Raw genomic sequence first — 23,273 nt, forward strand, 5'->3', positions numbered from 1 at the left:
GACAAAACCATGACGCGCAAGGTCGCCGGTGAAGCGCCCGCGCTGCACCCGCGCCGCGCCTGCGCTCAGTCAGGCATCGAGCAGTGGCCGCCGCTGGCATGCTGGCCCGAGCCGGCCGCGATCAGCGGCGCCTCGTAGCGCAGATCGACCGGCTTGCTGTGGCTGTAGTCCCAGGCGATGAAGGCGACCAGCAGCACCCAGAAGATGCTGCGCAAAATGGTGGTGTTCATGGGTGGCTCCTGGCGCTTAAAAACCAAAATGGCGGCGAATGCGCAGCCCGTAAATGGTGCCGACAAAGGCGAGCGGCACCCAGATCCAGCCGTGGATGCTGCCGGTGCTGATGCCCGAGAGCATCGCGCCCACATTGCAGCCAAAAGCCAGGCGCGAGCTGTAGCCCAGCACCAGTCCTGCCACCAGGGCCACCAGCCACTGCGTGCCCGTCAGCGCTTTGGCGGCGGCGGGCTTGCCAGCAGCAATCCACAGCGCACCGGCCAGAATGCCGATATTGGTGATGCTGGTGATGTCCAGCAGCACGGTCTCTTGCAAGCGCTGGGCATTGCCCGGCTGGCTCCAGAACCAGTTGCCCGCCAGATCCACCATGCCGGTGCCATTCGCTACCTTGGCGGCCCAGAGGCCAAAGCCATAGACGACGCCCCAAGGCTGGCCGGCGATCACCAGGTTCAAGGTCGCAAAAATCGCTAGGCCAATCGCGCCCATCACCCATTTGCGCTGCCACAGGCCCGGCATGCTGCGCTGCTGCGCGCCGTTGGCCTTGGCGCAATAGGCCTTGACCGCAAATCCGATGACGGCCAGCGCCGCCAAGGTGGCGAGCAAGGCCGGCAGCCAGCCCCAGGTGCTGACCAAGCCTACGGCCGGCATGCGGCCCAGGTCCAGCCACCAGCCCAGGTGCAGCGATCCCAGAAAGCTGCCAATCGCAAACATCGGCAGGATGGCCGTGTTCATCGGGATACCCATGCCCGCCTTGTACAAGGTGCCGCTGCCGCAGCCATCGGCAATCTGCATGCACAGGCCAAACACAAAGGCCCCCACCAGCAGGCTGATGCTGGGTGGGCCCAGGGCTGCTGTCAGCTCAGGGTAGTGGCCCAGCAGCGGCATGGCCATGGCGGCGGCCAGTGCCAGCAGCAGCAACTGGCCAAACACGCCGCGCGGGTCCTTGTCTTCGACCAGCATGCGCCAGCCGGTGGTAAAGCCAAAGCGCTGGCCGGCCAGGATGGCACCCAGACCGATACCCACCAGGAACAGCGCCGCCTGGCGCAGTGATACCGACCACAGCAGCCAGCCAAAAAAGGCCGCCATCAGGATCGACAAGGGAAGTCGTTTCATCACGATCACCGTAGAGAGTCAATACAACAAAAAGCTGCCAGCGCTTCTGCAGAAGTGCTGGCAGCCAAGGATTCGGTTCAGGCTTACTTGAACTTGCGCTGCCACCATTGCTTGGCGTCATAGGCCAGAGCCTCGGCGCGGCTGGGTTGGTTTTCCATCGCTGGCGCATCGGCCTGCTGGGTCCAGTCCACCATCGAGCCAGCATAGAGCTTGACGTTGGGCAGGCCGGCCATCTCGCTCAGGCCAAACCAGTCGGTGGCCGCCCAGTGGCCGGTGTTGCAGAAGGCGACGGTGTCCTGGCCATCCTTGCGGCTCACCTTCTGGGCAATTTGCTGGGCGCTGGCCTTGTCCACAAACTGGGCCGTGCCCTTGACAAACCACTGGTTGAAATCCAGCTGCTGCGCGCCGGGCAGGGTGCCGGAGAGCTTGGCCGCTGGCGCCCGCGTCTGGCCTTGGTAGAAGGCGTCGGGGCGGGAATCGACCAGCGCGGCATTGCTCAGGTCCACATGGGAGCGCACTTGGTCGCGGGTCGCTATCAGGCTCTCATCCAGCACGGGCTGGTAGTTGCTGGCCTGTACTTGGGGCGCCTCGGTGCTGACGGGCTTGCCCTCGGCCATCCAGGTCTTCATGCCGCCGTTGACGATGGAAAGCTCCTTCAGACCCAGCACCTTCAGGCTCCAGTAGACACGCGCCATAGCGCCAAAATCGGTGGCATCGGCACCGGTTGACACCACCACGGCATGCGTGGCCGGGGTCAAACCCAGCGACTGCACCAGCGCCGTCAGTTTGGGCAGATCGGGCAGCTCACCGGGGTTGGTGGCCGGGCCGCGCCATTTCCCATAAGGCGCATTGCGCGCGCCGGGGATATGGCCTTCGGCATAGAGCTTGGGGTCGCGGATATCGATGACGACGGGCGCTGCAGCGCTTTGCTGGGCAGTCGCCAGTTCGGCGGGGCTGAGCAGCGGCTGCGCGGCATGGGCTACTGTCAGCCAGCTGCTGGCAAACAGGGCGCTGGCGACAGCCAGATGGCGAAGAGTTGTCATGGCAATAGCTGGTAGAGGCAAATCAATGGGCTCTATTGTCCTGCGATTGGGGCCGGCAAGCAGGCTATACGGCAGATTGAATATATGGCGGTAAGGTTATATACCCTGAGGGAATAAGGGCGACGCTGCCTGCATGGCCCGCCTATACCCAAAGCCCCGCGCGAAAGCCCCGTGCTGCGTAATAAGACTGCACGCCATTGTGATAGCTGAACACGCGCCCATAGCGCCGGTCGCCAAACAGCGCGCCGCCCAAGTGGCGCATCTCGTCAGGCGTAGCCAGCCAGCTGGAGGTTTTGCAGTCAAACGCGCCCAGGGTCTGCAGATGGCGGTACTGCTCCTCGTCAAGCAGCTGCACGCCCATGGCAGCGGCCATGCCCTGCGCGCTGCCGGCGGGCTTGTTTTCCTTGCGTGCGGCCAATGCCTGCTCGTCAAAGCAGAGGCTGCGCCGGCCCGTGGGGCTTTCTGCGGCGCAATCGGCAAACAAGAGCTGGCCGCTGGCGCTGTCGTGCTGAATGACATCGGGCTCGCCGCCGCTGGCTTCCATCTGCGCCAGCGCCTTTTGGGCGGCGGGGCTTTGGTCGATGCGTTGCTGCACCAGAGCCCAGTCCAGCGCCGGGTGGCGTGCGGGGTGGGCCTCAAAGCGCGCTTTCAGCGTGGCCATCAATGCCTGCAGTTCGGTCTTGTTCATGGCTGTCAAATCCTTGTCAAGCGGTTGCCACTTTTGCGCACTTCTACAATCGGTGCAAGCTTTTTTAAGGATTACCCAACGGCGGCACCCAGCCGCCGTCACGCATTATGGATATTGTTGTCAACGAAGAACTCAAGGCCTATATCGACCCGCTGACCCCTGACGAGCATGCCTCGCTGGAGCGCAGCATCCTGGCCGAAGGCTGCCGCGATGCGCTGGTGCTCTGGGGCGATGTGCTGGTCGATGGGCACAACCGCTACGGCATCTGCCAAAAGCATGGCCTGCCTTTCAACACCGTGCAGAACACCCAGTTCCAGTCGATGCAGGATGTGTACCTGTGGATGATCGACCAGCACCTGGGGCGCCGCAGTGTCTCGGATTTCCAGCGCGGCGTGCTGGCGCTGCGCAAGCGCGAGATTCTGGAGCACCGCAAGCTGGAGAAGGCCCACCCGGTGGCTGCGCAGGCGGACGAAGGCGAAGCGCCTGCCGTCAGCAATGCCGACGAGGCTTTCTCGCCCGTCGATGCCGCCGAGCTGGAAAAAGTGGCCACCCGCGAGGCGATTGCCAAGGCCGCACGCTTGTCGAGCAGCCAGGTGGCACAGATCGAGAAGATCCAGAAAAGCGCGGCACCTGCGCTGGTCGAGGCCTTGAAGGCCGGCGATATCTCCATCAATGCCGCTGCCGTGGTGGCCACCCTGCCGCATGAAGAGCAGCATGCCGCTGCCCAAGGCGGCAAGGATGGCTTGAAGCAGGTGGTCAAGCAGGTGCGCGATGCCAAGCGCAAGCCCAAGGACGAGGCGCCCGAGGCAGAAGCCCCACAACCTGCGCCATCAGCCGCGCACGGTGCCGAGGCGGTGGATGCTGCGCTGGACAAGGCCCAGCAGCAGATCCGCGACTTGCGCGCCCGCGTGCAGGAGCTGGAGCTGGAAAACGCCCAGCTGCGCCTGCAGCTGGCGGCAGCAGCCTCGCAAGACCTGCCGGTGCCTGACGAGGCCTGAGCCTCACCTCGCTCTTAGTCCAGCGGTGGGCGTTTGGCCGGCTTGCGCAGCTGGCGCTGGCTGGCCCGCTGGGCGCGGGGGCGCGCCATATCGGCGCGCTGGCAGGCCAGGCGGTACTGCAGCAAGGTCGCCTCGGCCGCCTGCAAGACCGCCAACGGCAAGCGCTGCGCTTCTTCTGCCGGGTGTGCGGCGCTGGCGGGCAGGTCGCAGTGGCCCGTCAGCAAGGCCAGGCCCTGGCCCACATGCTCGGCGGTGTAGACATGGAACTGCCCGGCCTCCACCGCTTGCACCACGCGCTCGGCCAGCATCAAATGGCGCTGGTTGCGCGCGGGGATCAGCACGCCATGGCTGCCGTCCAGCCCCTGCTCGGCGCAAAGGTCAAACCAGCCTTCGATCTTTTCGTTGAGGCCGCCCACGGGCAGCACCTCGCCATGCTGGTTGAGCGCGCCGGTAACGGCAATGCTCTGGCGCAGCGGCATGCCCGACAGCGATGACAGCAGCGCATACAGCTCGGCGCAGCTGGCCGAATCGCCTTCGACACCGCTGTACTCTTGCTCAAACACTACCGAGGCATTGAGCGCCAGGGGGGCCAGGTGGCCAAACAAGGCCGTCAGATAACCCTGCAAAATCAGCACGCCCTTGTCGTGGATGGGGCCGGACATGGCCACCTCGCGCTCGATGTTCATCACCCCTTCCTGGCCGGCATGGGTGCGCGCAGTAATGCGCGCTGGCAGGCCAAAGCGGTGGTCACCGGTGTCGATCTGCGAGAGCCCGTTAATCTGGCCGACCTGGCTGCCGGCAAAGGCGATCACATGCTCGCCCTCGCTGATGGCAGCATGCAGGTCTTGCTCCATCGCGTTGTGGCGCAGGCGCTGCGCGGCCAGGGCGGCCTCCACATCGGCGGCCTGCACCAGGCGTTCCTGGCCAGATTGCAGACTGGACTGCCGGGCACGCTGGGTGCTTTCGAGCAGCAAGGCTTCGAGCTGGTTCAAGCGGCCGCTTTGGCGCTGCTGGTCGTCCGCCTCGCGGTGGGATTGCTCCAGCAGTCGGGCAACGGCACTGGCGTCGCAGTGCGGCATCTGGTAGAGCTTGCAGCGCTGCGCCATCAGCGCTGCGGTGGCGCGGTAGGTGGCGGTCGACGCCTTGAACTGCTCGGCAAAATCCACCTTCACGCGAAAGCGCCGGGCCATGTCCGGGTCGCTTTCCTGCAGCTGGTAGTAGGCCTCTTCGGAGCCCACCAGCACCAGCTTGAAGTTCAGCGGCAGCAGCTCGGGCAGCATCGCGCCGCTGCTGCTGGGGCCTTGCGAGGCATGCACATCTTCAATGCGCAGCTGGCGCGTGCGCAGCACCCGGCGCAGCGCCTGCCAGCTCGCCTCGTCGCCCAGCAGGTCGCGCAGGTGCAGCATCAAAAAGCCGCCATCGGCACGCAGCACGCTGCCGGCACGGATGCAGGAGAAATCGCTGCGGCGCTCGTCGTCTTCCGGCGGGTCGATGGTGCCAAACAGGTTGCGCAGGCTGGGCTGGTCCTCCAGCACCACGGGGGCATGGGCCTCGCCATGGTGGTCCACGATCAGGTTGAGCTGGCTGAGCGCGCGCAGCGTCTTGCGCTTGGCCTCCAGCATGGCGCGGGCATCGTCGCGTGCATCCTGGCTTTCGCCTTCGCCCTCGATGCTGTCGGTCTGGTCGAGCAGCGCATCGGCATCCTGCGCAATGCTGCCCGGCACCCACAGCGCCATGTTCTTGAGCCATTCGGCCTGCATTTGCGACAGCCAGCGCTGCAGGGTCGCCGCATGCTCGGCGCTGGGCGTCAGGCCGTCGAGCACCTGGGCCGATGCGGCCTGCCACAGCGGTGTGGCCAGCGATTGGTAGAACAGGTTCAGCGCCGCATCGCGCGCTATCTGCGCCTGCCGCACCTGGCCGCGGAACTGCGCCAGCTGCAGGCGCAGCTGGTATTCCAGGTCTTCGGCGGTGGCTGGGGTGGCTGCGCTGTCTGCGCCTTCAACGTCCAAGTCGTCGCCGGGGTGCGGTAGCGATTCTTCATCCATGGGCAACAGCAGGGCCGGGTCTGCCTCAGCGGAATCGTTTGGCGCTGGCATTGCACCATCCAGATCAGCGGCTGCGGGGCTGCCGGGCAGCGCAGCGGGCGCCAAGGCCGCAGCACCGTCGTCTGCAGGGTCGGTCTGGCCCTGGCTGCTGGCGGCGGGGCCGCTGTCCTGGCTGTCCACCACCAGTTGGCCTTCTTCGCGGCGTATGCGCAGGCCAGCGCTCTGCGCCCAGTCGTGCAAGCTGCCAAAGGCGGCTTCTTCGGCCTGCCGGGCCTGGTTGTAGAGCTGCTCGATCTGGCTGCGGTGCTGCGCTTGCTGCACAGCCTTGTCCAGCTGTTCGGGCAGCTTGTCGATCATCGCCTCGGTGCGGCGGCGCAGGCTGCGGCCTTGGCCAGCGGGCAGGCGCACCGCTAGCGGCCGCTCGGGCACGGCGAAGTTGTGTACAAAGGCGATATCTTGCGCAGCGGGGCGGCGCAGGGCCTCGGCCTGCATGGCCTGGCGCAGCAGCGAGGTGCGGCCGCTGCCTTCTTCGCCCAGCACAAACAGGTGGTAGTCGGGCGGGTCCATCGCCAGGCCAAACTCGGCCGCCTCCTGGGCGCGCTGCTGGCCGATCCAGGAGAAGGGCTCTTGCACCAGCTCAGCCGTGCTGGCAAAGTCCAGCTGGGCCGGGTCAATGCGCAGGCGCAGCTGCCATGCGTGCAGCAGTTCGGCACAGAGCAGGGAGGGACGAGGTTCGGAAGAAGTCAGGGGCATGTCGGACAAGGGAATCTTTTTTTTTCGGTCGGGCTGCTGGCGCGGCGGGGGCGCCCGCAGCCTGGTTGTTGTTTCTGCGAAAGCTGGGCGTTGGGCCCGCTATAGCGCCAGCCGCATGATGTGCTGCGGCCCGTAGCCGCCATCCAGGTACAGCGCGCCCGTGTCTTCAAACCCGCATTGGCGGTAGAGCGGAATGGCGGCGGCGTTCTTGCAGTTCACGGTCAAAAACACGGCAGCAGCGGCCAGGCCTTGCGCCTGCAAGTACGCGGGCAGAGCCTGCAAGCTGCGCTTGGCCAGGCCCAGGCCCTGAAAGCGCTGGTCGATAAAGAAGCTGCGCAGGCCCACGCTGTCCGCCGAGGCAAACGGGTAGTGCTCTGCGTAATCCTGGTCGATCAGAAAAAAGCCGGCAATCTGGTCGCCATGGCCAATCAAGTGGGCGCTGAGCCGGGGCTGGAGCTCGGCCAGGGTCTGTGCAATCGGGGCCACAAAAGGTTGCTGCGCCTCGTGCAAGGACAGGGCCAGCACGCGGTCTTGCTGCTCGGGCCGGTAAGGGGAGAGTAGGGGCATGGTGTGGCGGTGGGTCAGGGTCTAGCGGGGCTCGGAGGGCTGGCTATGCGTGTCCCAGCCCTGCATATGCTGCAATGCCAGCTCCCGCAGGGCGCCAATCCAGGCGGGCTGGTCGTTGAGGCAGGCAATGTAGTCAAACTGCTGGCCGCCCGCATGCACAAAGGCTTCGCGCACTTCCTGGTTGATCTCTTCCAGGGTCTCCAGGCAATCAGCCGGAAAGCCCGGGCACATCACCTGCACATGGCGCAGGCCTTGCTGGGCCAGCGCGATCAGGCTGGGCTCGGTATAGGGCTCCAGCCATTTGGCCTTGCCAAAGCGCGACTGGAAGGTCAGCAGGTATTCGCTCTCGGCCAGCCCCAGCTCGGCAGCCAGCAGCTGCGCCGTCTCCTGCGACTGCTGTTGGTAGGGATCGCCCAGGCGCACATTGCGCTCGGGGATGCCATGGAAGCTCATCACCAGCTTGGGCGCCCGGCCATCCACCTGCCACTGCTTGCGCACGGTCTGGGCCAAGGCCTTGATATAGCCAGGGTCGCGGTGGTAGCTGCGCACAAAGCGGATTTCGGGAATATCACGCGTGCGGCTGCACCAGGCGTTGACGGCATCGACCACGCTGGCGGTGGTCGTCGCCGAATATTGGGGGTACAGCGGCAGCACCAGCACGCGGCGAACGCCATCGGCCTTGAAGGCATCGAGCTGGCTGGCGATGGACGGGTTGCCATAGCGCATCGCCGGCCGCACCAGGACTTGGTGGCCGGCTTCGCCCAAAGTGCCGCGCAGCAGCTTGGCCTGCTTGTCGGTCCAGACGGCCAGCGGCGATCCCTCGGGCATCCACACGCTGCGGTACTTGGCCGCCGACTTGGCCGGGCGGGTGCGCAGAATGATGCCGTGCAGCAGTGGCTTCCAGACCAGCGGGGGGATCTCGACGACGCGCTGGTCGCTCAGAAACTCGGCCAGGTATCGACGGGTGGCCGCTGTGGTGGGGGCATCCGGTGTGCCCAGGTTGCACAGCAGGATGCCGGTTCTGTCGGGAAGGGGTTGGCCAAGGGGCTCGGGTCGGAAGCGTGAAACCATGGCCGAGATTGTCGCAGCTTGCTTGCCGGCTTGCGCCGATACCCCTGGCTGCAGCGGGCTCCTGCGCCGCTGTCAGCCATTGGACGGCGCTGGCGCGCCCAGCGGCAGCGATCCGCTATGCTGGGCGCCATGCTTGATCTCTCCCGAATCCGTGCCATCAGCCTTGACTTGGATGACACCCTCTGGCCGGTGCTGCCGACCTTGAAAGCGGCCGAAGCCGCGCAGCACGCGTTTTTGCTGACCAACGCGCCCGCCACCGCTGCATTGCTGCAAGACGCAGACCATGCGCAGCGCATACGCCAGTCGGTGCGCGATGACTTTGTACACCTGTCGCATGACATGACGCATTTCCGCCAGCAGTTCATCCGCCGCGCGCTGCAGCAAAGCGGCGGGGATGAGGCGCTGGTGGACGCAGTTTTTGCCCAGTTCTTTGCCGCCCGCAACCGGGTGACCTGGTTTGCCGAGGTCGAAGATGCGCTGGCCTGGCTGTCATCGCGCTACCCGCTGGTAGCCGTATCCAACGGCAATGCGCAGCTGGATCTGGTGGGACTGTCGCCCTGGTTTGTGGCCAGCACCAGCGCCCGCGAGGTGGGGGTGGCCAAGCCGGACCGGCGCATTTTTGTGGCCGCCTCGGAGCGCGCCGGCATCGAGCTGCCCGCCTTCTTGCATGTGGGCGATGACGCGGAGCTGGATGTGCAAGGCGCCTTGGCCTGTGGCATGCAGGCCGCCTGGGTGCAGCGCCAAGTGCTGGACCACCACCAGCGCATCGAAGAAGGCTTGGCCTTGCGCTGGCCGCTGAGCAGCCCGCCGCCCCAGGCGCTGGTACGCAATCTGACCGAGCTGTGTGATTTGCTGGGCCGGCCTGCCGCGTGACCGTAGGCTGGCGCCACTATAGTTAGTGCCCTCATTGCTGCATGCACTGCAGCTAATAACTGTACCGCGCGCTATTTATCGATTCCTGTGCAGAGCCTATGCTGGCGCCATCAATAGCAACCGCAAGGAGTGACGCATGGCAAAAGTGATTCGTTTGACAGCTGCTGGTGGCCCAGAATGCATGCAGATGCAGCAGCTGGACTTGGCCCCACCTGGCCCGGGTGAGGTTTTGCTGGCGCAGGAGGCCGTAGGCGTGAACCCGCTCGATGTGCTGCAGCGCAAGGGCATTGCGCCCATTCCGCTGCCCTCCGGCCTGGGGCTGGAAGGGGCCGGCGAGGTGCTGGCGCTGGGCGCAGGAGTAGAGCAGTTTGCGGTGGGCGACCGGGTGGCCTATGCCACTGGCCCCTTGGGCGCCTATGCCAGTGAACGCCTCTACCCGGCCGAGCGCCTCGTCAAGCTGCCGGACAGCATCAGCGCCGAGCAGGCAGCCGCCGTGCTGTTCAAAGGCATTACCGCGCAGTACCTGCTGACAAGTACCTATGCGGTCGGTCCCAGCACCGTCGTGCTGCTCTATGGCGCATCGGGCGGCGTGGGCCAACTGATGGCAGCTTGGGCCAAGCACCTGGGCGCCACCGTTATCGGCGTGGTCTCCAAACCCCAAAGCCAGGCCCGGGCGCTGGCCGCCGGCTGCGCCCATGCCTTGGTGTTCGATCCTCAGACCTTGGCCGCCGATGTGCGCGCCATCACCGGCGGGCGCATGGCCGATGTGGTGTACGACGGCCTGGGCAAGCTGTCCTTTGCCGCATCGCTGGACTGCCTGCGCCCCCGTGGCCTGATGGTCTCCTTTGGCGCCACCACCGGCGCGCCACCAGCGGTAGAGATGGCCACACTCAACGCCAAGGGCTCCATCTACATCACCCGCCCCTCGCTGGCCGCGCACACCGCCACGGCAGCGGAGTACCAAGGCCGCGCGACTGCTGTGCTGCAGGCGGTGGCGCAGGGCGTCATCCAAGCTGCTATCGGCCGGCGCTATGCGCTGGAGGATGTGGCTGCTGCCCATACTGACTTGGAGGCGGGGCAGACGCAGGGGGCTGTTGTGCTGCTGCCTTGATTGTCGTCCGTCCACGTCAGTGCGTTCATCGCCTATAGTCCCGCCACCACCCACTCTGCCCCGCCACCATGCCCCTGCTCGATAGCCAACACGCCGATGAACTCAGCACCTTGCTGGCGGTGTTCGATGCCGGGTCGTTCGCGGCGGCGGCTGTGCGATTGCAGCGCCACCCGACGGTGCTGTCCAAAAGGTTGACGGCGCTGGAGGCACGGCTGGGTATTCGGCTGCTGGAGCGGTCGACCCGCAAGCTGCGGTTTACCAGCGAGGGCCAGCATTTTGTGGCCCGGGTGCGCGAGGCGCTGGCCTTGCTCGACCAGGCCCAGCGCCAGGCCAGTGAGGCAGCGGTGGTCGTGCGCGGATCGCTGCGGCTGTCGCTGCCGGCGAGCATGGGGCGGCGCTGGCTCAGCCCCATGGTGGCGGGGTTTGCTGAAGCCCATCCGCAGGTGGTGCTGGATGTGGAATATGCCGAGCGCTTTGTCGACATCATTGGCGAGCGTTTTGATGCCGCTATCCGCATCGGATCGCTGGCCGACAGCAGTCTGGTGGCGACCCGGCTGTGTGACCACCGGCGCCTGGTCTGTGCGGCGCCCAGCTACTTGGCCGCGCAGGGCTGGCCGCACACACCGCAGGATTTGGCCCAGCACCGCTGCCTGGGCTTTACGGGGCTGCGCAGCTACCCGCAGTGGCAGTTCTCGTGCGGGGGCGAATCCTGCACGGTCAGCATCCGGGCCAGCATGGTCAGCAATGACAACGAGGCCTTGCTGGTGGCGGCGCGCCAGGGCCTGGGCATCATTGCGGGCGGTGATTGGCTGCTGGGCCCCGAGGTGGCAGCGGGCCATCTGCAGGAAGTATTGCCGCAGTGGCAGCTGCAGGCCGATGCCGGCATCTACCTGGTGCGGCCCTCCAGCCAATGGAGCAGTGCGGCATCCAGCGCTTGGCGCGATTGGGTGATGGCGCATTTTGCGCAGGGCGCCCCTTGGCGCCAGCCCGCGGCCAACGCCTGAGGCCTGGTCAGGCCAGCGCGTGGGCGGCTGCGATGCCGCTGCGCACGGCGCCTTCCAGGGTCGCCGGGTAGGGGCCGTCGATATAGTCGCCGCAGGCGATCAGGCCGGGGGCGATGGTCATGCCCGGGCGCTGCAGCCCAGGGGTGCAGGCAAAGGTGGCGCGTTTTTCCACAATGGTTTTGAGCGGCTGCAAGGCCAGGCCCAATTGCGCCTGCGCCTGGGCGATGACTTGCTGCTCGATATCGGCCCGGTCGCCATCGCTGGTGCTGATGACAAAGGCCAGCAGGCCGGGTGGGTCGCCCAATTGGGCGCGGTCAAACACAAACTGCGCGGGCTGCGTGGGGCTGCTCTCCAGCGCCAGCCAGGGCGCTGGCAGGCTGTGGCCCTGGTCGCCTGGCTCGGGGTTCCAGGCATAGACGGTGGCGATGGCGGTATGCGTCAGGCGCTGGGCGCTGTCGGCCCAGGCGCGGGCTTCAGCATGCGAAGGGGCCGATGCATCGTCGAAGGTGGATTGCACCAAGCGCGCGGCCTCCCAAGCTGGGCAAGCCAGCAGGACCTGGTCGTAGCGCTGGCCCTGGATTTGCCAGCCGTGGCCCGCCAACCCCAGCTGCTGCACCCGACCGCCCAGGTGGCAGTCGTGGCCGCGCGCCTGCAGCCACGTGGCAGCGGCGCTGGGGAAGAGCTGGCCCAGGTCTACCAACGGCAGCCAGAAGTGCGAGCCCTTGTTGACGGCAAACAGGCTGTCTTGCAGCACGCGCAAAAACACCTGGCCGCTGGCCTGATGCAAGGGGGTGTTGAGCGCGGAGATGCACAGCGGGTCAAAAAACTCGGTGAGCAGGCGCTTGGGCAGGCCGGCACACAAATCGGCCACGCTGGCCTGCGGTGCGCAACGGAACCCCTGGCGTTGCCAGGCAGCGGCCCGGCGCAGCAGCTGCAGCCGCTCCAGCAGCGACCAGCCCTTGGCGCTGGCGATGCCGACCAGCGCATCCCAGGGCGGTGCGGAATCGGGAAACTGTATGCCCCGGCCATCGGGGTAGCGCATGGCCAGCGGCCGCTTGATAAAGGACGCATCGGTGCTGACACCCACCCGCTCCATCAGCGCGCGGCAGGCGGTGTAGGCGCCAATCAGTATGTGCTGGCCGTTGTCGACGGTGATCTCGTCGCCACCAGGCAAGGTCAAGGCCAGCCCGCGCGCACGACCGCCCCAGTGGGCCGAGGATTCCCAGACGGTGACCTGGTGGGCGCTGTTCGCGGCCAGCTCCACGGCCGCGGCCATACCGGCCCAGCCGCCGCCAACCACGGCGATACGTTGGCTGCGGGCCACTTACATGCGGCCCAGGGCTTGCATGCGCCAGGCCAGCCAGAGCTTGCGCAGGGGAGTCAGGCTCACCCGCTGGTGCAGCACCTGGAACTTGTCTTGCTCAATCTCGCGCAGCAGGGTGCGGTAGATGCTGGCCATCATCAGGCCGGGCTTTTGCGCGCGGTAATCGGCTTTGGGCAGCAAGGCCAGGGCCTCGTCATAGAGCTGGTGGGCGCGCTGGGCCTGGAAGCGCATCAGCGCCTCGAACCGGTCGGAGTACTTGCGGTTGAGCACCTCATGCGCTTTGACATCGAACTGCTGCAGCTCGTTGACGGGCAGGTAGATGCGGCCGCGCATCGCGTCCTCCCCCACATCGCGAATGATGTTGGTGAGCTGGAACGCCAACCCCAGCTTGTGGGCGTACTGCGTGGTTTGTGCACTGGTCTGGCCAAAGATGTTGGCGGCCACTTCGCCCACAATGCCGGCCACCAAATGGCAATAGCGCTGCAGGCCGGGGAAATCCAGGTACCGTGTTTGGTCCAGGTCCATCTGGCAGCCTTCGATCACCGCCAGCAGGTGTTCTGCCTGGATGGAGAAGGTGCTGGCATGGGGCATCAGCGCCAGCATGACCGGGTGGCTGGGCTGGCCGGCAAAGCTCTTGCGCACTTCGCTCTGCCACCAGGCCAGCTTGGTCGCTGCCACGCCCGGGTCCATTACCTCATCGACGACATCGTCGACCTCTCTGCAAAAGGCGTAAAAGGCGGTGATGGCCGCGCGCCTGTCTTTGGGCAGGAAGAGGAAGGCATAGTAAAAGCTGCTGCCTGATGCTGCGGCTTTGTCTTGAACATACTGCTGGGGCGTGGTCATAAGCGCCGTATTGTCCCATGGGCCAGAGGCCCGGGGGCATTACCCCAGCGACAGATGCGCAAGTCATCGCGGCGACTTGCTGAATGCCTGTTGCGGCCCTGAACGTATCGGACAGCGCCTGACTGTCTGCGATCGCGATCGAGGTAAGTGCTCGCGCATCTTTGTTGACATTGGCTGTAATCGGCGTGATCCAACAACGAAAAGATGTTTTTATTATTAGATATCAACGTTCTGTATGTTTCAGATGAAGATGCACAAGCCTGCCGCAACCGAGGCAGAAGTCTTTTGTTGCAATAGTGGTAGATTATTGACATGTCGCCGTCCATATAATCGCGGTCGCTATGGAGCAGGGGACAGACATCCCGCCAGGGCGCCAGGACCAAAGCCAACTACAAGTCCAAGCGTTCCTTCACAAGGCAGTATGCGCGAAGGCAGGTAGCGCACAGTGCGATTGACGCCCTGTGCGCCGCTTATTTTTCTGCCACACATCATGCGGGTACGGGCTGAACACCATTGAGGGGTTCAGCCCGTTTTCCTTGCCAGCAGTTGCCCGTCGCTTTATTGGCCGCTTGCATAATGCTGGCATGCGCATACTCCTGGTAGAAGATGATCAGATGATTGGCGAAGTGGTGCTCGATGCACTGCGTGCCGAATCCTGGGCGGTGGACTGGGTCAAGGACGGGGCGATGGCGCAGACGGCGCTGGCCAGCTCCACGTATGACCTGGTATTGCTCGACCTGGGCCTGCCCAAGGTCGATGGGCTGCAGGTGCTGCGCGAGATGCGCGCGCGCCAGGTCCGTATCCCCGTGCTGGTGGCGACGGCGCGCGATGCGATTGCCGAACGCGTTGCGGGGCTCGATGCGGGCGCCGATGACTACATCATCAAACCCTATGACCTCGATGAGTTGCTGGCACGCATCCGTGCGTTGCTGCGCCGTGCCAGCGGCCGGGCCGAGCCGGAATACTGCTGGGGCCAGGTGCGCCTGGTGCTCGCCTCGCGCGAGGCCTTTGTGGCCGGGCAACCGGTGCTGCTGTCGGCCCGCGAGTGGGCGGTGCTTGAACCGCTGATCGCCCGGCCGGGCCGGGTGCTGTCGCGCGCGCAGCTGGAGGAAAAGCTCTACTCCTGGCGCAATGACATCAGCAGCAATGCGGTCGAGGTCTATATCCACGGTGTGCGCAAAAAGCTGGGAGCAGACCTGATCCAGAATGTGCGCGGCCTGGGCTATTTGGTGCCGGTCGAGCCTGTCCAGGCAGGGGGCGGATCTTGAGCCGCAGCCTCTGGACGACGCGGCCTTTTTCGCTGCGTGCGCGGCTGATCTGGGCGCTGCTGGCTGTCGTAGCGGTGGCCGCCGGGCTGCAGGCTTTCAGCATTTACCGCACGGCACGGGCTGAGACCGAGGCGCTGTTTGATGTGCAGATGCAGCGCATTGCGCTGGCGCTGTCGGCCGGGCTGGCCTCCGAGGTGGCGTCGGATGCGCTGGCCGACCCGCAGGCCAAGGCCCAGGACATGATCGTGCAGATCTGGCGGGCGGACGGCATCATGCTTTACCGCTCCAGCAATTCGCGGCTGCTGCCCCAGGTCGCCGTGCTGGGTTTTAGCGATGCGCGGGCGCACGGCGTGGCGTTTCGTATTTATGCGCTGCAAACACCGACCCAGGTGATCCAGGTCGCGCAGGAAGCCGCCTCGCGCAGCCAGATGGCTGGCAAGGTCGCCTTGCGCTCCATCCTGCCGGTGCTGTTGCTGGCGCCGCTGATCATGCTGGTGGTGTGGTGGGTGGTGGCCCGCACCTTGGCACCACTGGCAAGCACGCGAGAACAGTTGGCGGCGCGCCGGGCCGATGATCTGTCGCCCCTGGCCGATGCCGATTTGCCGCTGGAGGTGCAGCCGCTGGTGCAGGAGATGAACCTGCTGCTGGCACGCTTGCAGGCGGCATTTGATGCGCTGCAGCGCTTTGTTGGCGATGCCGCGCATGAACTGCGCACGCCGTTGGCGGCCTTGCGGCTGCAGGTGCAAGGCCTCGCCCGCGCGCCCGATGATGCCGCGCGGCGCGTGGCCAGCGAGCGGGTGATGGCCGGCATCGACCGCGCCACGCGCATGGTCGAGCAGCTGCTGCACCTGGCCCGCCAGGAGGCCGGGCAGATGCAGGCAGCGCCTGCGCAGCTGGTAGCGATGGCTGCGCTGTGCGAGATGGCGGTGGATGAGCTGCAACCACTGGCCCAGCAGGCCGGCCTGGCCTTGCAGCACCAGCTGGACGAGACCCTGGAGCCCGTGCAAGGCCAGCCCGATGCCTTGGGCCTGCTGCTGCGCAACCTGCTGGAGAACGCGCTGCGCTACACCCCTTCTGGCGGGCAGGTGCTGTGCCGCTGGTACCGCGATGCGCAGGGCCAGCGGGTGCTCAGCGTCGAAGACAGCGGACCCGGCGTGGACCCCGAAGAGCGCGAGCGGGTGCTGGACCGTTTCTACCGCGTGCCCGGCACCGTCGCGCATGGCAGCGGGCTGGGGCTGGCGATTGTCAGTGCGGTGGCGCGGCAGCATGGGGCGGAGCTGTTGCTGGATGCGTCGGAAGACTTAGGCGGCCTGCGCGTGCGGGTCATTTTCTAAGAGCCACTAATACGACCCTTGATACGTCGTTGCAAAGCCTTGCCGTACTACTGTACTGCCTGCGGCTTTGCGTCTAGTCTCAACCGCAAACCTGTGGTTTGCTGGGTCGTCTTAGCGGCTCTAAGCGCAGACGGCGCAAACTGATTCGTTGTAAATATCAGCTAATTCAATCTGCGAACTTCTAGGGTAAGCAGGGGGAGGGGGCTGCCGGTAGCTAAGGGATAAAGGAAAGCACAAGAACCTTTAGGAGACCGGCATGAACCCGTGGAGCATAACGCTCAGCGCAGCGTTGTTGGGGGTGTGGGGCGCTGCAGCGCAGGCGCAGCCCAAGGCTTATCCGCAGCAGCCCATCAAGCTGGTGGTGGGCTATTCGCCAGGCGGCTCGGTTGATATCGTGGCGCGCCAGTATGGGCAAAAGCTTTCCGAGCTGCTGGGCCAGAGCGTGATCGTCGAGAACAAGGCCGGCGCCAGCGGCACCCTGGCCGCCAATGCCGTCAAAAACGCGGCGCCTAATGGCTACACCCTGTACTTTGTGGCCAGCCCCACGATCAGCATCACGCCGGCGGTGACCAGCACCAGCTTTGACCCGGTGGCGGATTTTTCTCCGATTGGATCGGTGGTCAAGTACACCAATGTGCTGCTGGTGGGCGCGCAGTCGCCGTTCAAATCCTTGCAAGAGCTGCTGGCCTTTGGCAAGGCCCAGCCTGGCCAGCTGACCTATGCCTCGGCCGGCAATGGCTCGTCCAACCACCTCTCGGGCGTGCTGCTGGGCAAATATGCGGGCATCACGATGACGCATGTGCCCTTCAAAGGGAATGCACCGGCGATGGCCGAACTGATGGCCAACCGCGTCTCGATTTTGTTTGACCTGAACACCACCGCCGTCACCCAAGTGCAGAGCGGTAGCGTGCGCGCGTTGGCGCTGACATCGCCGGTGCGCAACCCACAGCTGCCCCAGACGCCGACGATGGCCGAGTCCGGCTACCCCGACTTCAACTTTGAGGGCTGGATTGGCCTGCTGGCGCCGGCCAAGACGGCGCCCGAGGTGGTCGAGGCGCTGGCCCAGGCCAACCAGAAAATCCTGGCCGATGCCCGCTTTGTCGCCGACATGGAGCGCTCGGGTTATGCCATCGACCCGGTCAGCACGGCCGATCTGAAAAAACGCATCGCCAGCGACTACCAATTCTTCAAGCAATTGGCCCCGGACGTTCAGGCCAGCCAATAACACCACCATGCCCCATACCTTCAATATCGGCGACCTGGTCGCCCAGTTCCTGCATGCCAGCGGTACCGAGCTGGTCTTCGGCATCATCTCCGTACACAACATCCCCATCATGGACGGCATAGCCCGGCAGGGCGGTATCCGCGTGGTGATGACGCGGGGCGAAATGGGCGCCGCCCATATGGCCGATGGCTATGCGCGGCGCAGCGGCAAGCTGGGCGTGCTGGTCTCCAGCACCGGGCCGGGCGCGGCCAATACGGTGTCGGGGTTGCTGGAGGCGTCGTTCGCTTCCACGCCGCTGCTGCATATCACTGGCCAGGTGCCGCGCAAGTTTTTGGGGCGGGATACCGGCGCTACACACAATGTGCGTGACCAGCTCGGCATGCTGCAGTCGGTCTGCAAGGCCAGCTACCGCATTGAGCGCGCCGAAGATGCGCTGCGCATATTGCAGCAGGCGGCCACCGAGGCGCTGACGGCACCGATGGGGCCGGTCAGCATCGAGATTCCGATCGATGTGCAAAAGCAGGCCATCCCGCAGGCTGATGTGGGCGCTAGCCTGGCGCTGCCGCCCATGCCCGCGCGCCCCCGCGCCAGCGATGCCGACATCGCGCAACTGGCCGAGCGCGTGCGCGCTGCGCGGCGGCCTATGCTGTGGGTGGGGCGGGGCGCCATCGATTGCGGCGCGCCCTTGCAGCAGCTGCTGGACAAGGGCTTTGGCATGGCATCGAGCTGGGCCGGGCGCGGCATCGTGCCGGAGGACCATGTCTGCAACCTGGGGGGTCTCAACGGCACCGGCGCGCCCGAGGTCATCGACTTTTACAAGACCGTGGATCTGATGATCGTGGTCGGCTCGCGGCTGCGTGGCCAGGAGACCGTGGACCAAAGCCTGGCCTTGCCGGGCCAGCGGGTGCAGATTGACGTGGACACCGCCGCCGAGGGGCGCAGCTACGACTGCGCGCAGTTTGTCTGCGGCGATGCCTGCGATGTGCTGGAGCGCCTGGTGGCGGTGCTGGGCGACTACCAGGCGGAACCCGGCTACCGCGAGCAATTTGCGGGCATGAAGCAGCGCGCCCGCCAGGCCTTTGCCGGCACCTTGGGCCCTTATGCCGACTTTGCCGAGCAGCTGCGAAGCCAGCTGCCGCGCAATGCGGTCTGGGCGCGCGACATCACGGTGGCGAACTCCACCTGGGGCAACCGCTTGTTCGAGGTCTATGGCCCCCGCGATGCCATGCACCCGGTAGGAGCTGGCATTGGCCAGGGCCTGCCGCTGGGCATAGGCGCGGCCTTTGCAGCAGGCGGTGCCAAGACGGTGGTGCTGAGCGGCGATGCTGGTTTCATGATGAATGTCTGCGAGCTCTGGACCGCCATGCAGGAGCAGCTGGACATGCTGCTCATCGTCATGAACGATGCCGGTTACGGCGTTATCAAGCACATGCAGGATGCCAATTTTGGCGGCCGGCGCGTCTATGGCGATCTGGCGCCGCCGGACTTTGCGCTGCTCGCTCAATCGGCCGGCATGGCCTACCGCAAGCTGGACCGGGCCAATGGCCTGGCAGAGGCGGTGGCGCAGCTGGCGAGCGCGCCGGGGCTGGCGATTTTGGAAGTAGACATGCTGGCCATTGGCGAGGCGCCGCCTTATTTTCCGTACCAAAAATCTTAAGGATGAAAGGAATGCGCGTCTAAGTTTCCGCTAAGTCTGGGCAGGCACATTAGCTCCATCGACGCCATGCATGTGGCATTCAGGAGTACAAAATGTCTGTTCCTTCTTTTCAACTCGGTTCGCGCAAACTGGTAGCTGCCTTGCTGACGGCAGGTGTGTTGGGTGGCGTGGGTGCTTCAGCATTGCAGCATGTGCAGTGGAGCGCCCACGCACAAGGCGCGCCTGCGGTGATGGCGCAATCGGCCCCGGCTGCCGCGCCGATGGTCAGCCTGCCCAATTTCACGGCCATCACCCAGCAGGCGGGCCCTGCGGTGGTCAACATCAGTGTGCGTGGCACCCGCAAGGTCTCGGACGATGAGGACGACGGCGATGATGCCGACGCCGCACCCTCGGCCAACCGGGGCCAGCAGGTGGACCCCAATGATCCGATGCAGCAGTTCTTCCGCCAGTTTGGCTTTGGCGTGCCGCAGCAGGGTATGCCTCGCGGCTTTGGCCGCCAGGTGCCGCAAGAGGTGCCCATGGCCGGCGAGGGTTCGGGCTTCATCATCAGCCCCGATGGCACGATCCTGACCAATGCCCACGTGGTCAAGGGCGCCAAGACGGTGACGGTCAAGCTGACCGACCGGCGCGAGTTCAAGGCCAAGGTGCTGGGCTCGGACCCCAAGACCGATATCGCGGTGATCAAGATCGATGCCAAGGATTTGCCCGTCGCCAAGATCGGTGACTCCAAGACCATCCAGCAAGGCGAATGGGTGCTGGCGATTGGCTCGCCGTTTGGCTTTGAGAACTCGGTGACCGCCGGTGTCGTCAGTGCCAAGGGCCGTGCGTTGCCCGATGACAGCTCGGTGCCCTTTATCCAGACCGATGTGGCGATCAACCCCGGTAATTCCGGCGGTCCGCTGATCAATGCCCGGGGCGAGGTGGTCGGCATCAACTCGCAGATCTACAGCAAGAGCGGTGGCTACCAGGGCCTGTCCTTTGCGATCCCGATTGACCTGGCGGTCAACATCAAGGACCAGATCGTCTCGCACGGCAAGGTTGACCATGCCCGCCTCGGTGTGGTGATCCAAGAAGTCAACCAGGCTTTTGCGGATTCCTTCAAGCTGCCCAAGCCCGAAGGCGCCTTGGTGGCCAGCGTGGAAAAGGGCGGCCCTGCCGACAAGGCCGGCCTGCAGCCCGGCGATGTGATCACCGGCTACAACGGCCAGGCGATTGTGTCGTCCAACGACCTGCCTGCGGCCATTGCCACCGCCCGACCCGGCACCAAGGCTGAGCTGCAAGTCTGGCGCAGTGGCAAGGCCACCAGCGTGCAAGCCACCTTGGGCGGCAACGTCAGCAAGGGCGAGCAGGTCGCCGGCAATGAGAAAGTTGGCAAGGGCAAGCTGGGCCTGGCGCTGCGCGAGCTGACCCCGCAGGAAAAGCGGGCCAGTGGCAGCCAGCAAGGCTTGATCGTCGAGCAAGCGGCTGGGCCGGCCGCGCTGGCCGGTGTGCAGCCCGGTGATGTCGTGCTGTCTGTCAACGGTGCGGCAGTGAACGGGATTGAGGATCTGCGCAAGCAAGTCTCCCAGTCCGACAAGTCGGTGGCGCTGCTGATCGAGCGCAATGGCCAAAAGATTTTTGTACCCGTGCAACTGGGTTAAGAACGTTGAGAAAGGCTAGACCATGACAAACGTATTCCCCACCTGGGCAAAGGATGGCTGAGCACTGAGCCCCCTGGCCGCAAGGCCCGTAAACACTCTCCTCGGGGGTTCTGATACCCCTTTAGGCCGGATCGCAGGATTCGGCCTTTTTTTGTCTGATGGGCAGGGGGCGGATACCGGCCTACATGCGCCAAGCGCGCCACAGCATCAGCGGCCCATCGCCCTTGCCAATCGTGCGGCGCTGCCACAGGCTCTGGCCTTGCAGCGCCTCGACCTTGTCCAGAATGCGCAAGCCCCCTTGCACGACTAGGCGCAGTTCCCAGCCGGCGCGGCCGGGCACGCGGTGTACCAGCGGGGCGCCCTCCAGCATCAAGCGGCGCGCCCAGGCGGCTTGCTGCATCACCAGCTGGCGCAGCGCCGGGCTGTCCTGGCGCTGCTGCATGGCGGTGGGGCTGATGTCGGCGGCCTGGCAGTCGGCATCGTTCAGGTAGTAGCGGCCACGCGGAATATCCACGCTCAGGTCCTGCCAGAAGTTGATCAGCTGCAACGCGCTGCAGATGGCATCGCTCTGGGCCAGAGATGGGGCATCGTTCACCCCATAGAGATGCAGCAGCAAGCGGCCCACCGGGTTGGCCGAGCGGCGGCAGTAGTCAAGCAGCTCGTTGCGATCGGCATAGCGCGCAGCTTGGGCGGTCTTGTCGATGTCCTGCATGAAGGCGCTGATCAAATCATCGAGCAGCACCACCGGCAGCTGCCACTGCTGGATGGCTGCCTGCAGCGGCGCAAACACGGCCTGCCAGCGCGTCAGTGGCGGCTTTCCCTCGGCGATATGGGCCAGCGCATCGCGGTAAGCCTGCAGCTCGGCCAGGCGGGCGGGGGCATCGGCATCGCCTTCGTCGGCAATGTCGTCGGCCGTGCGGGCAAAGTGGTAGATGGCGGCAATGGGCGGGCGCAGGGCGGGCGGGCACAGCCAGGAGGCCACCGGAAAATTCTCGTAGTGGGTGACAGGCGTGGCGGCAGTCGCAGAAGAGGAGGGTGTGGAATCTTTCACAGCGCCGATGCTAGCGCATACCGCGCTGACCACAGGCAAGCATTGACAGCTGAGAGCGAACTGTCTAAATTAGTGACCGTTTGGTCATTAAGGATCTTCTGCACAGCGCTCGTCCGGGGTGTTTTGCAGAGGGTCCTTGCTGCGTCTCCCCCTTTTTTATCTGCCGGGCCAGGGTCTTCTTGGCCTCTCACCGCCCGCATGCACACCATGTTCCTACCTCTCAGAGCGCCCCGCGCACCTGCCGCAGTGCTGTGGCTGTCGATGGCTGCCTTGGCAACGCTAACGGCCTGTTCACGCCAGGAATCCCCGCCAGAGCCGATCCGTGCCGTCAAGCTGCAAACGGTGGGCGCGGCGCCGCTGCAAGCGCAGACAGCCTTTGCCGGCGATATCCGCGCGCGCACCGAGGCGCAGCTGGGCTTTCGCGTGGCGGGCAAGGTGCTGAGCCGCAATGTGGAGCTGGGCCAGGCCATCAAGCCCGGGCAGTTGCTGGCGCAGTTGGATGGCGCTGATTACGCGCTGGCCGCGCAAGGCGCGCAGGCCCAGGTGCAGGCAGCGACCACGCAGCGTGATCTGGAGGCGGCGAACTACCGCCGCTTCAAGGAGCTGCGCGACAAAAACTTTATCAGTGCGGCCGAGATGGAGCGCCATGCAGCGGCGCTGAAATCGGCCCAGGCGCAGCTGGACCAGGCCAAGGCCAATGCGGCCAGCCAAAGCAACCAGACGGCCTATACCCGCCTGGTGGCCGATGTGGCTGGCGTGGTGACTGCCGTGAATGTGGAGCCCGGCCAGGTGGTATCTGCCGGCACCCCCGTGCTGCGCGTGGCCAAGGATGGTGCGCGCGATGCCGTGTTTGCGGTGCCCGAGGACCGGATAGCGCAGCTCAAGCCTGGCCAGCCGGTGCAGGTCAAGGTCTGGCCCGAGGAGCAGGCGCTGGGCGCACACATCCGCGAAGTGGCGGCCAGCGCCGATGCCGCCACCCGCACCTACCAGGTCAAGGCATCGCTGGATGCGGCGCCCAATGATGTGTTGCCCAGGCTGGGCGCCACGGTGACGGTGCTGCCCGCAGAGCGCCCCGCCGGCGCCGATAAGGCGGCCGAGATGATCAAGCTGCCTTTATCGGCGTTGTGGGACAAGGCGGGCAGCAGCCAGGTATGGGTGTTTGACCCGGCCAGTTCCACCGTCAACCCCCAGGCGGTGGCGGTGGCGCGCATGGACGGCAATGACGCCGTCATCCAAAGCGGTCTGCAAGCGGGGCAGCAGGTGGTGATTGCCGGCGTGCATGTGCTCAATGCCGGGCAGAAGGTGACCGTGTTCCAGTCCAAGTACGCGGCCAATGCGCCTGCGCAGACCCAGACGGATGCACCGGTAGTGAATGCGCCTGCCGCTGCAGATTCCGCTTCTCCTCCACCTGCGTCCAAGCAGCAATAAGAGGTG

The 23,273-nt window shown here is 65.4% G+C and carries 20 protein-coding genes; 10 read left to right on the forward strand and 10 right to left on the reverse strand.

Translation table 11 applies throughout. The annotated features are described in order from the left end of the window. Window positions 1-65: 65 nt before the first annotated feature. The 4 genes from HS961_RS08070 to HS961_RS08085 form a co-directional block, all read right to left on the reverse strand. Entirely contained in the window at window positions 66-230 is a 165-nt protein-coding gene (locus HS961_RS08070; RefSeq protein WP_182327209.1) for a hypothetical protein, read from the reverse strand. Between the two features lie 16 nt (window positions 231-246). Further along, entirely contained in the window at window positions 247-1,344 is a 1,098-nt protein-coding gene (locus HS961_RS08075) for a YeeE/YedE thiosulfate transporter family protein (protein ID WP_182327210.1), read from the reverse strand. A gap of 83 nt (window positions 1,345-1,427) precedes the next feature. Then, window positions 1,428-2,387 (reverse strand): sulfurtransferase, encoded by a 960-nt coding sequence (locus tag HS961_RS08080; protein WP_182327211.1) that lies wholly within the window; start codon window positions 2,385-2,387, stop codon window positions 1,428-1,430. 142 nt (window positions 2,388-2,529) lie between these two features. Next, window positions 2,530-3,075 carry a DUF4256 domain-containing protein gene (locus HS961_RS08085; protein ID WP_182327212.1) on the reverse strand — a complete coding sequence of 182 codons (546 nt, stop codon included), beginning with the start codon at window positions 3,073-3,075 and terminating at the stop codon, window positions 2,530-2,532. Window positions 3,076-3,182: 107 nt separating this feature from the next. On the opposite strand from HS961_RS08085, the gene HS961_RS08090 reads away from it, so the two are divergent. Next, window positions 3,183-4,073 carry a plasmid replication/partition related protein gene (locus tag HS961_RS08090; protein WP_182327213.1) on the forward strand — a complete coding sequence of 297 codons (891 nt, stop codon included), beginning with the start codon at window positions 3,183-3,185 and terminating at the stop codon, window positions 4,071-4,073. Between the two features lie 14 nt (window positions 4,074-4,087). Here HS961_RS08090 and HS961_RS08095 read toward each other — a convergent pair whose 3' ends face one another. The 3 genes from HS961_RS08095 to hemH all read right to left on the reverse strand — a co-directional run bounded on the left by HS961_RS08095 (window position 4,088) and on the right by hemH (window position 8,509). Beyond that, window positions 4,088-6,871, reverse strand: a complete 2,784-nt coding sequence (locus HS961_RS08095) for an ATP-binding protein (protein ID WP_238347923.1) — start codon at window positions 6,869-6,871, stop codon at window positions 4,088-4,090. 99 nt (window positions 6,872-6,970) lie between these two features. After that, window positions 6,971-7,438, reverse strand: a complete 468-nt coding sequence (locus HS961_RS08100; protein WP_182327215.1) for a GNAT family N-acetyltransferase — start codon at window positions 7,436-7,438, stop codon at window positions 6,971-6,973. Window positions 7,439-7,459: 21 nt separating this feature from the next. Next, a complete protein-coding gene (gene hemH, locus HS961_RS08105) occupies window positions 7,460-8,509 on the reverse strand; it encodes a ferrochelatase (RefSeq protein WP_182327216.1) in 1,050 nt (349 codons plus the stop codon). A 129-nt stretch (window positions 8,510-8,638) separates the two neighbouring features. Here hemH and HS961_RS08110 point away from each other — a divergent pair, with 129 nt between their 5' ends. The 3 genes from HS961_RS08110 (at window position 8,639) to HS961_RS08120 (ending at window position 11,497) form a co-directional block, all read left to right on the forward strand. Continuing rightward, window positions 8,639-9,382, forward strand: a complete 744-nt coding sequence (locus HS961_RS08110) for an HAD-IA family hydrolase (protein ID WP_182327217.1) — start codon at window positions 8,639-8,641, stop codon at window positions 9,380-9,382. Window positions 9,383-9,518: 136 nt separating this feature from the next. After that, window positions 9,519-10,493: a quinone oxidoreductase family protein gene (locus HS961_RS08115; protein WP_182327218.1), complete on the forward strand. Its 975-nt coding sequence runs from the start codon at window positions 9,519-9,521 to the stop codon at window positions 10,491-10,493. 68 nt (window positions 10,494-10,561) lie between these two features. Then, window positions 10,562-11,497, forward strand: coding sequence for a LysR family transcriptional regulator (locus HS961_RS08120; RefSeq protein ID WP_182327219.1), 936 nt, complete (start codon window positions 10,562-10,564; stop codon window positions 11,495-11,497). A 7-nt stretch (window positions 11,498-11,504) separates the two neighbouring features. Here HS961_RS08120 and hpnE read toward each other — a convergent pair whose 3' ends face one another. Both hpnE and hpnD read right to left on the reverse strand, forming a co-directional pair. Further along, complete coding sequence (gene hpnE / locus HS961_RS08125) at window positions 11,505-12,821, reverse strand: hydroxysqualene dehydroxylase HpnE (protein WP_272956293.1); 1,317 nt, start codon at window positions 12,819-12,821, stop codon at window positions 11,505-11,507. Continuing rightward, window positions 12,822-13,664 carry a presqualene diphosphate synthase HpnD gene (gene hpnD, locus HS961_RS08130; protein WP_182327220.1) on the reverse strand — a complete coding sequence of 281 codons (843 nt, stop codon included), beginning with the start codon at window positions 13,662-13,664 and terminating at the stop codon, window positions 12,822-12,824. Window positions 13,665-14,248: 584 nt separating this feature from the next. Here hpnD and HS961_RS08135 point away from each other — a divergent pair. The 5 genes from HS961_RS08135 (at window position 14,249) to HS961_RS08155 (ending at window position 20,788) form a co-directional block, all read left to right on the forward strand. Then, the gene (locus tag HS961_RS08135) at window positions 14,249-14,932 is read left to right on the forward strand and encodes a response regulator (protein ID WP_182327221.1); all 684 of its coding nucleotides are present in this window, start codon (window positions 14,249-14,251) and stop codon (window positions 14,930-14,932) included. Further along, window positions 14,929-16,266 (forward strand): ATP-binding protein, encoded by a 1,338-nt coding sequence (locus tag HS961_RS08140; RefSeq protein ID WP_182327222.1) that lies wholly within the window; start codon window positions 14,929-14,931, stop codon window positions 16,264-16,266. Before HS961_RS08135 ends, HS961_RS08140 begins: the two co-directional genes overlap by 4 nt. A gap of 256 nt (window positions 16,267-16,522) precedes the next feature. After that, window positions 16,523-17,491, forward strand: coding sequence for a Bug family tripartite tricarboxylate transporter substrate binding protein (locus HS961_RS08145; protein WP_182327223.1), 969 nt, complete (start codon window positions 16,523-16,525; stop codon window positions 17,489-17,491). A 7-nt stretch (window positions 17,492-17,498) separates the two neighbouring features. Next, a complete protein-coding gene (locus tag HS961_RS08150) occupies window positions 17,499-19,148 on the forward strand; it encodes a thiamine pyrophosphate-binding protein (RefSeq protein ID WP_182327224.1) in 1,650 nt (549 codons plus the stop codon). Window positions 19,149-19,240: 92 nt separating this feature from the next. Next, on the forward strand, window positions 19,241-20,788 hold the full coding sequence (locus tag HS961_RS08155; RefSeq protein WP_182327225.1) for a DegQ family serine endoprotease: 1,548 nt from the start codon (window positions 19,241-19,243) through the stop codon (window positions 20,786-20,788). A gap of 181 nt (window positions 20,789-20,969) precedes the next feature. On the opposite strand, the gene hpnC is transcribed toward HS961_RS08155, so the two are convergent. Beyond that, complete coding sequence (hpnC, locus tag HS961_RS08160; RefSeq protein ID WP_182327226.1) at window positions 20,970-21,839, reverse strand: squalene synthase HpnC; 870 nt, start codon at window positions 21,837-21,839, stop codon at window positions 20,970-20,972. A gap of 207 nt (window positions 21,840-22,046) precedes the next feature. Between hpnC and HS961_RS08165 the strand changes: the two genes are divergently transcribed. After that, the gene (locus tag HS961_RS08165) at window positions 22,047-23,267 is read left to right on the forward strand and encodes an efflux RND transporter periplasmic adaptor subunit (protein ID WP_182327227.1); all 1,221 of its coding nucleotides are present in this window, start codon (window positions 22,047-22,049) and stop codon (window positions 23,265-23,267) included. Window positions 23,268-23,273 lie beyond the last annotated feature (6 nt).

Source organism: Comamonas piscis, from assembly GCF_014109725.1.
GTDB classification, from domain to species: Bacteria; Pseudomonadota; Gammaproteobacteria; order Burkholderiales; family Burkholderiaceae_C; genus Comamonas; species Comamonas piscis.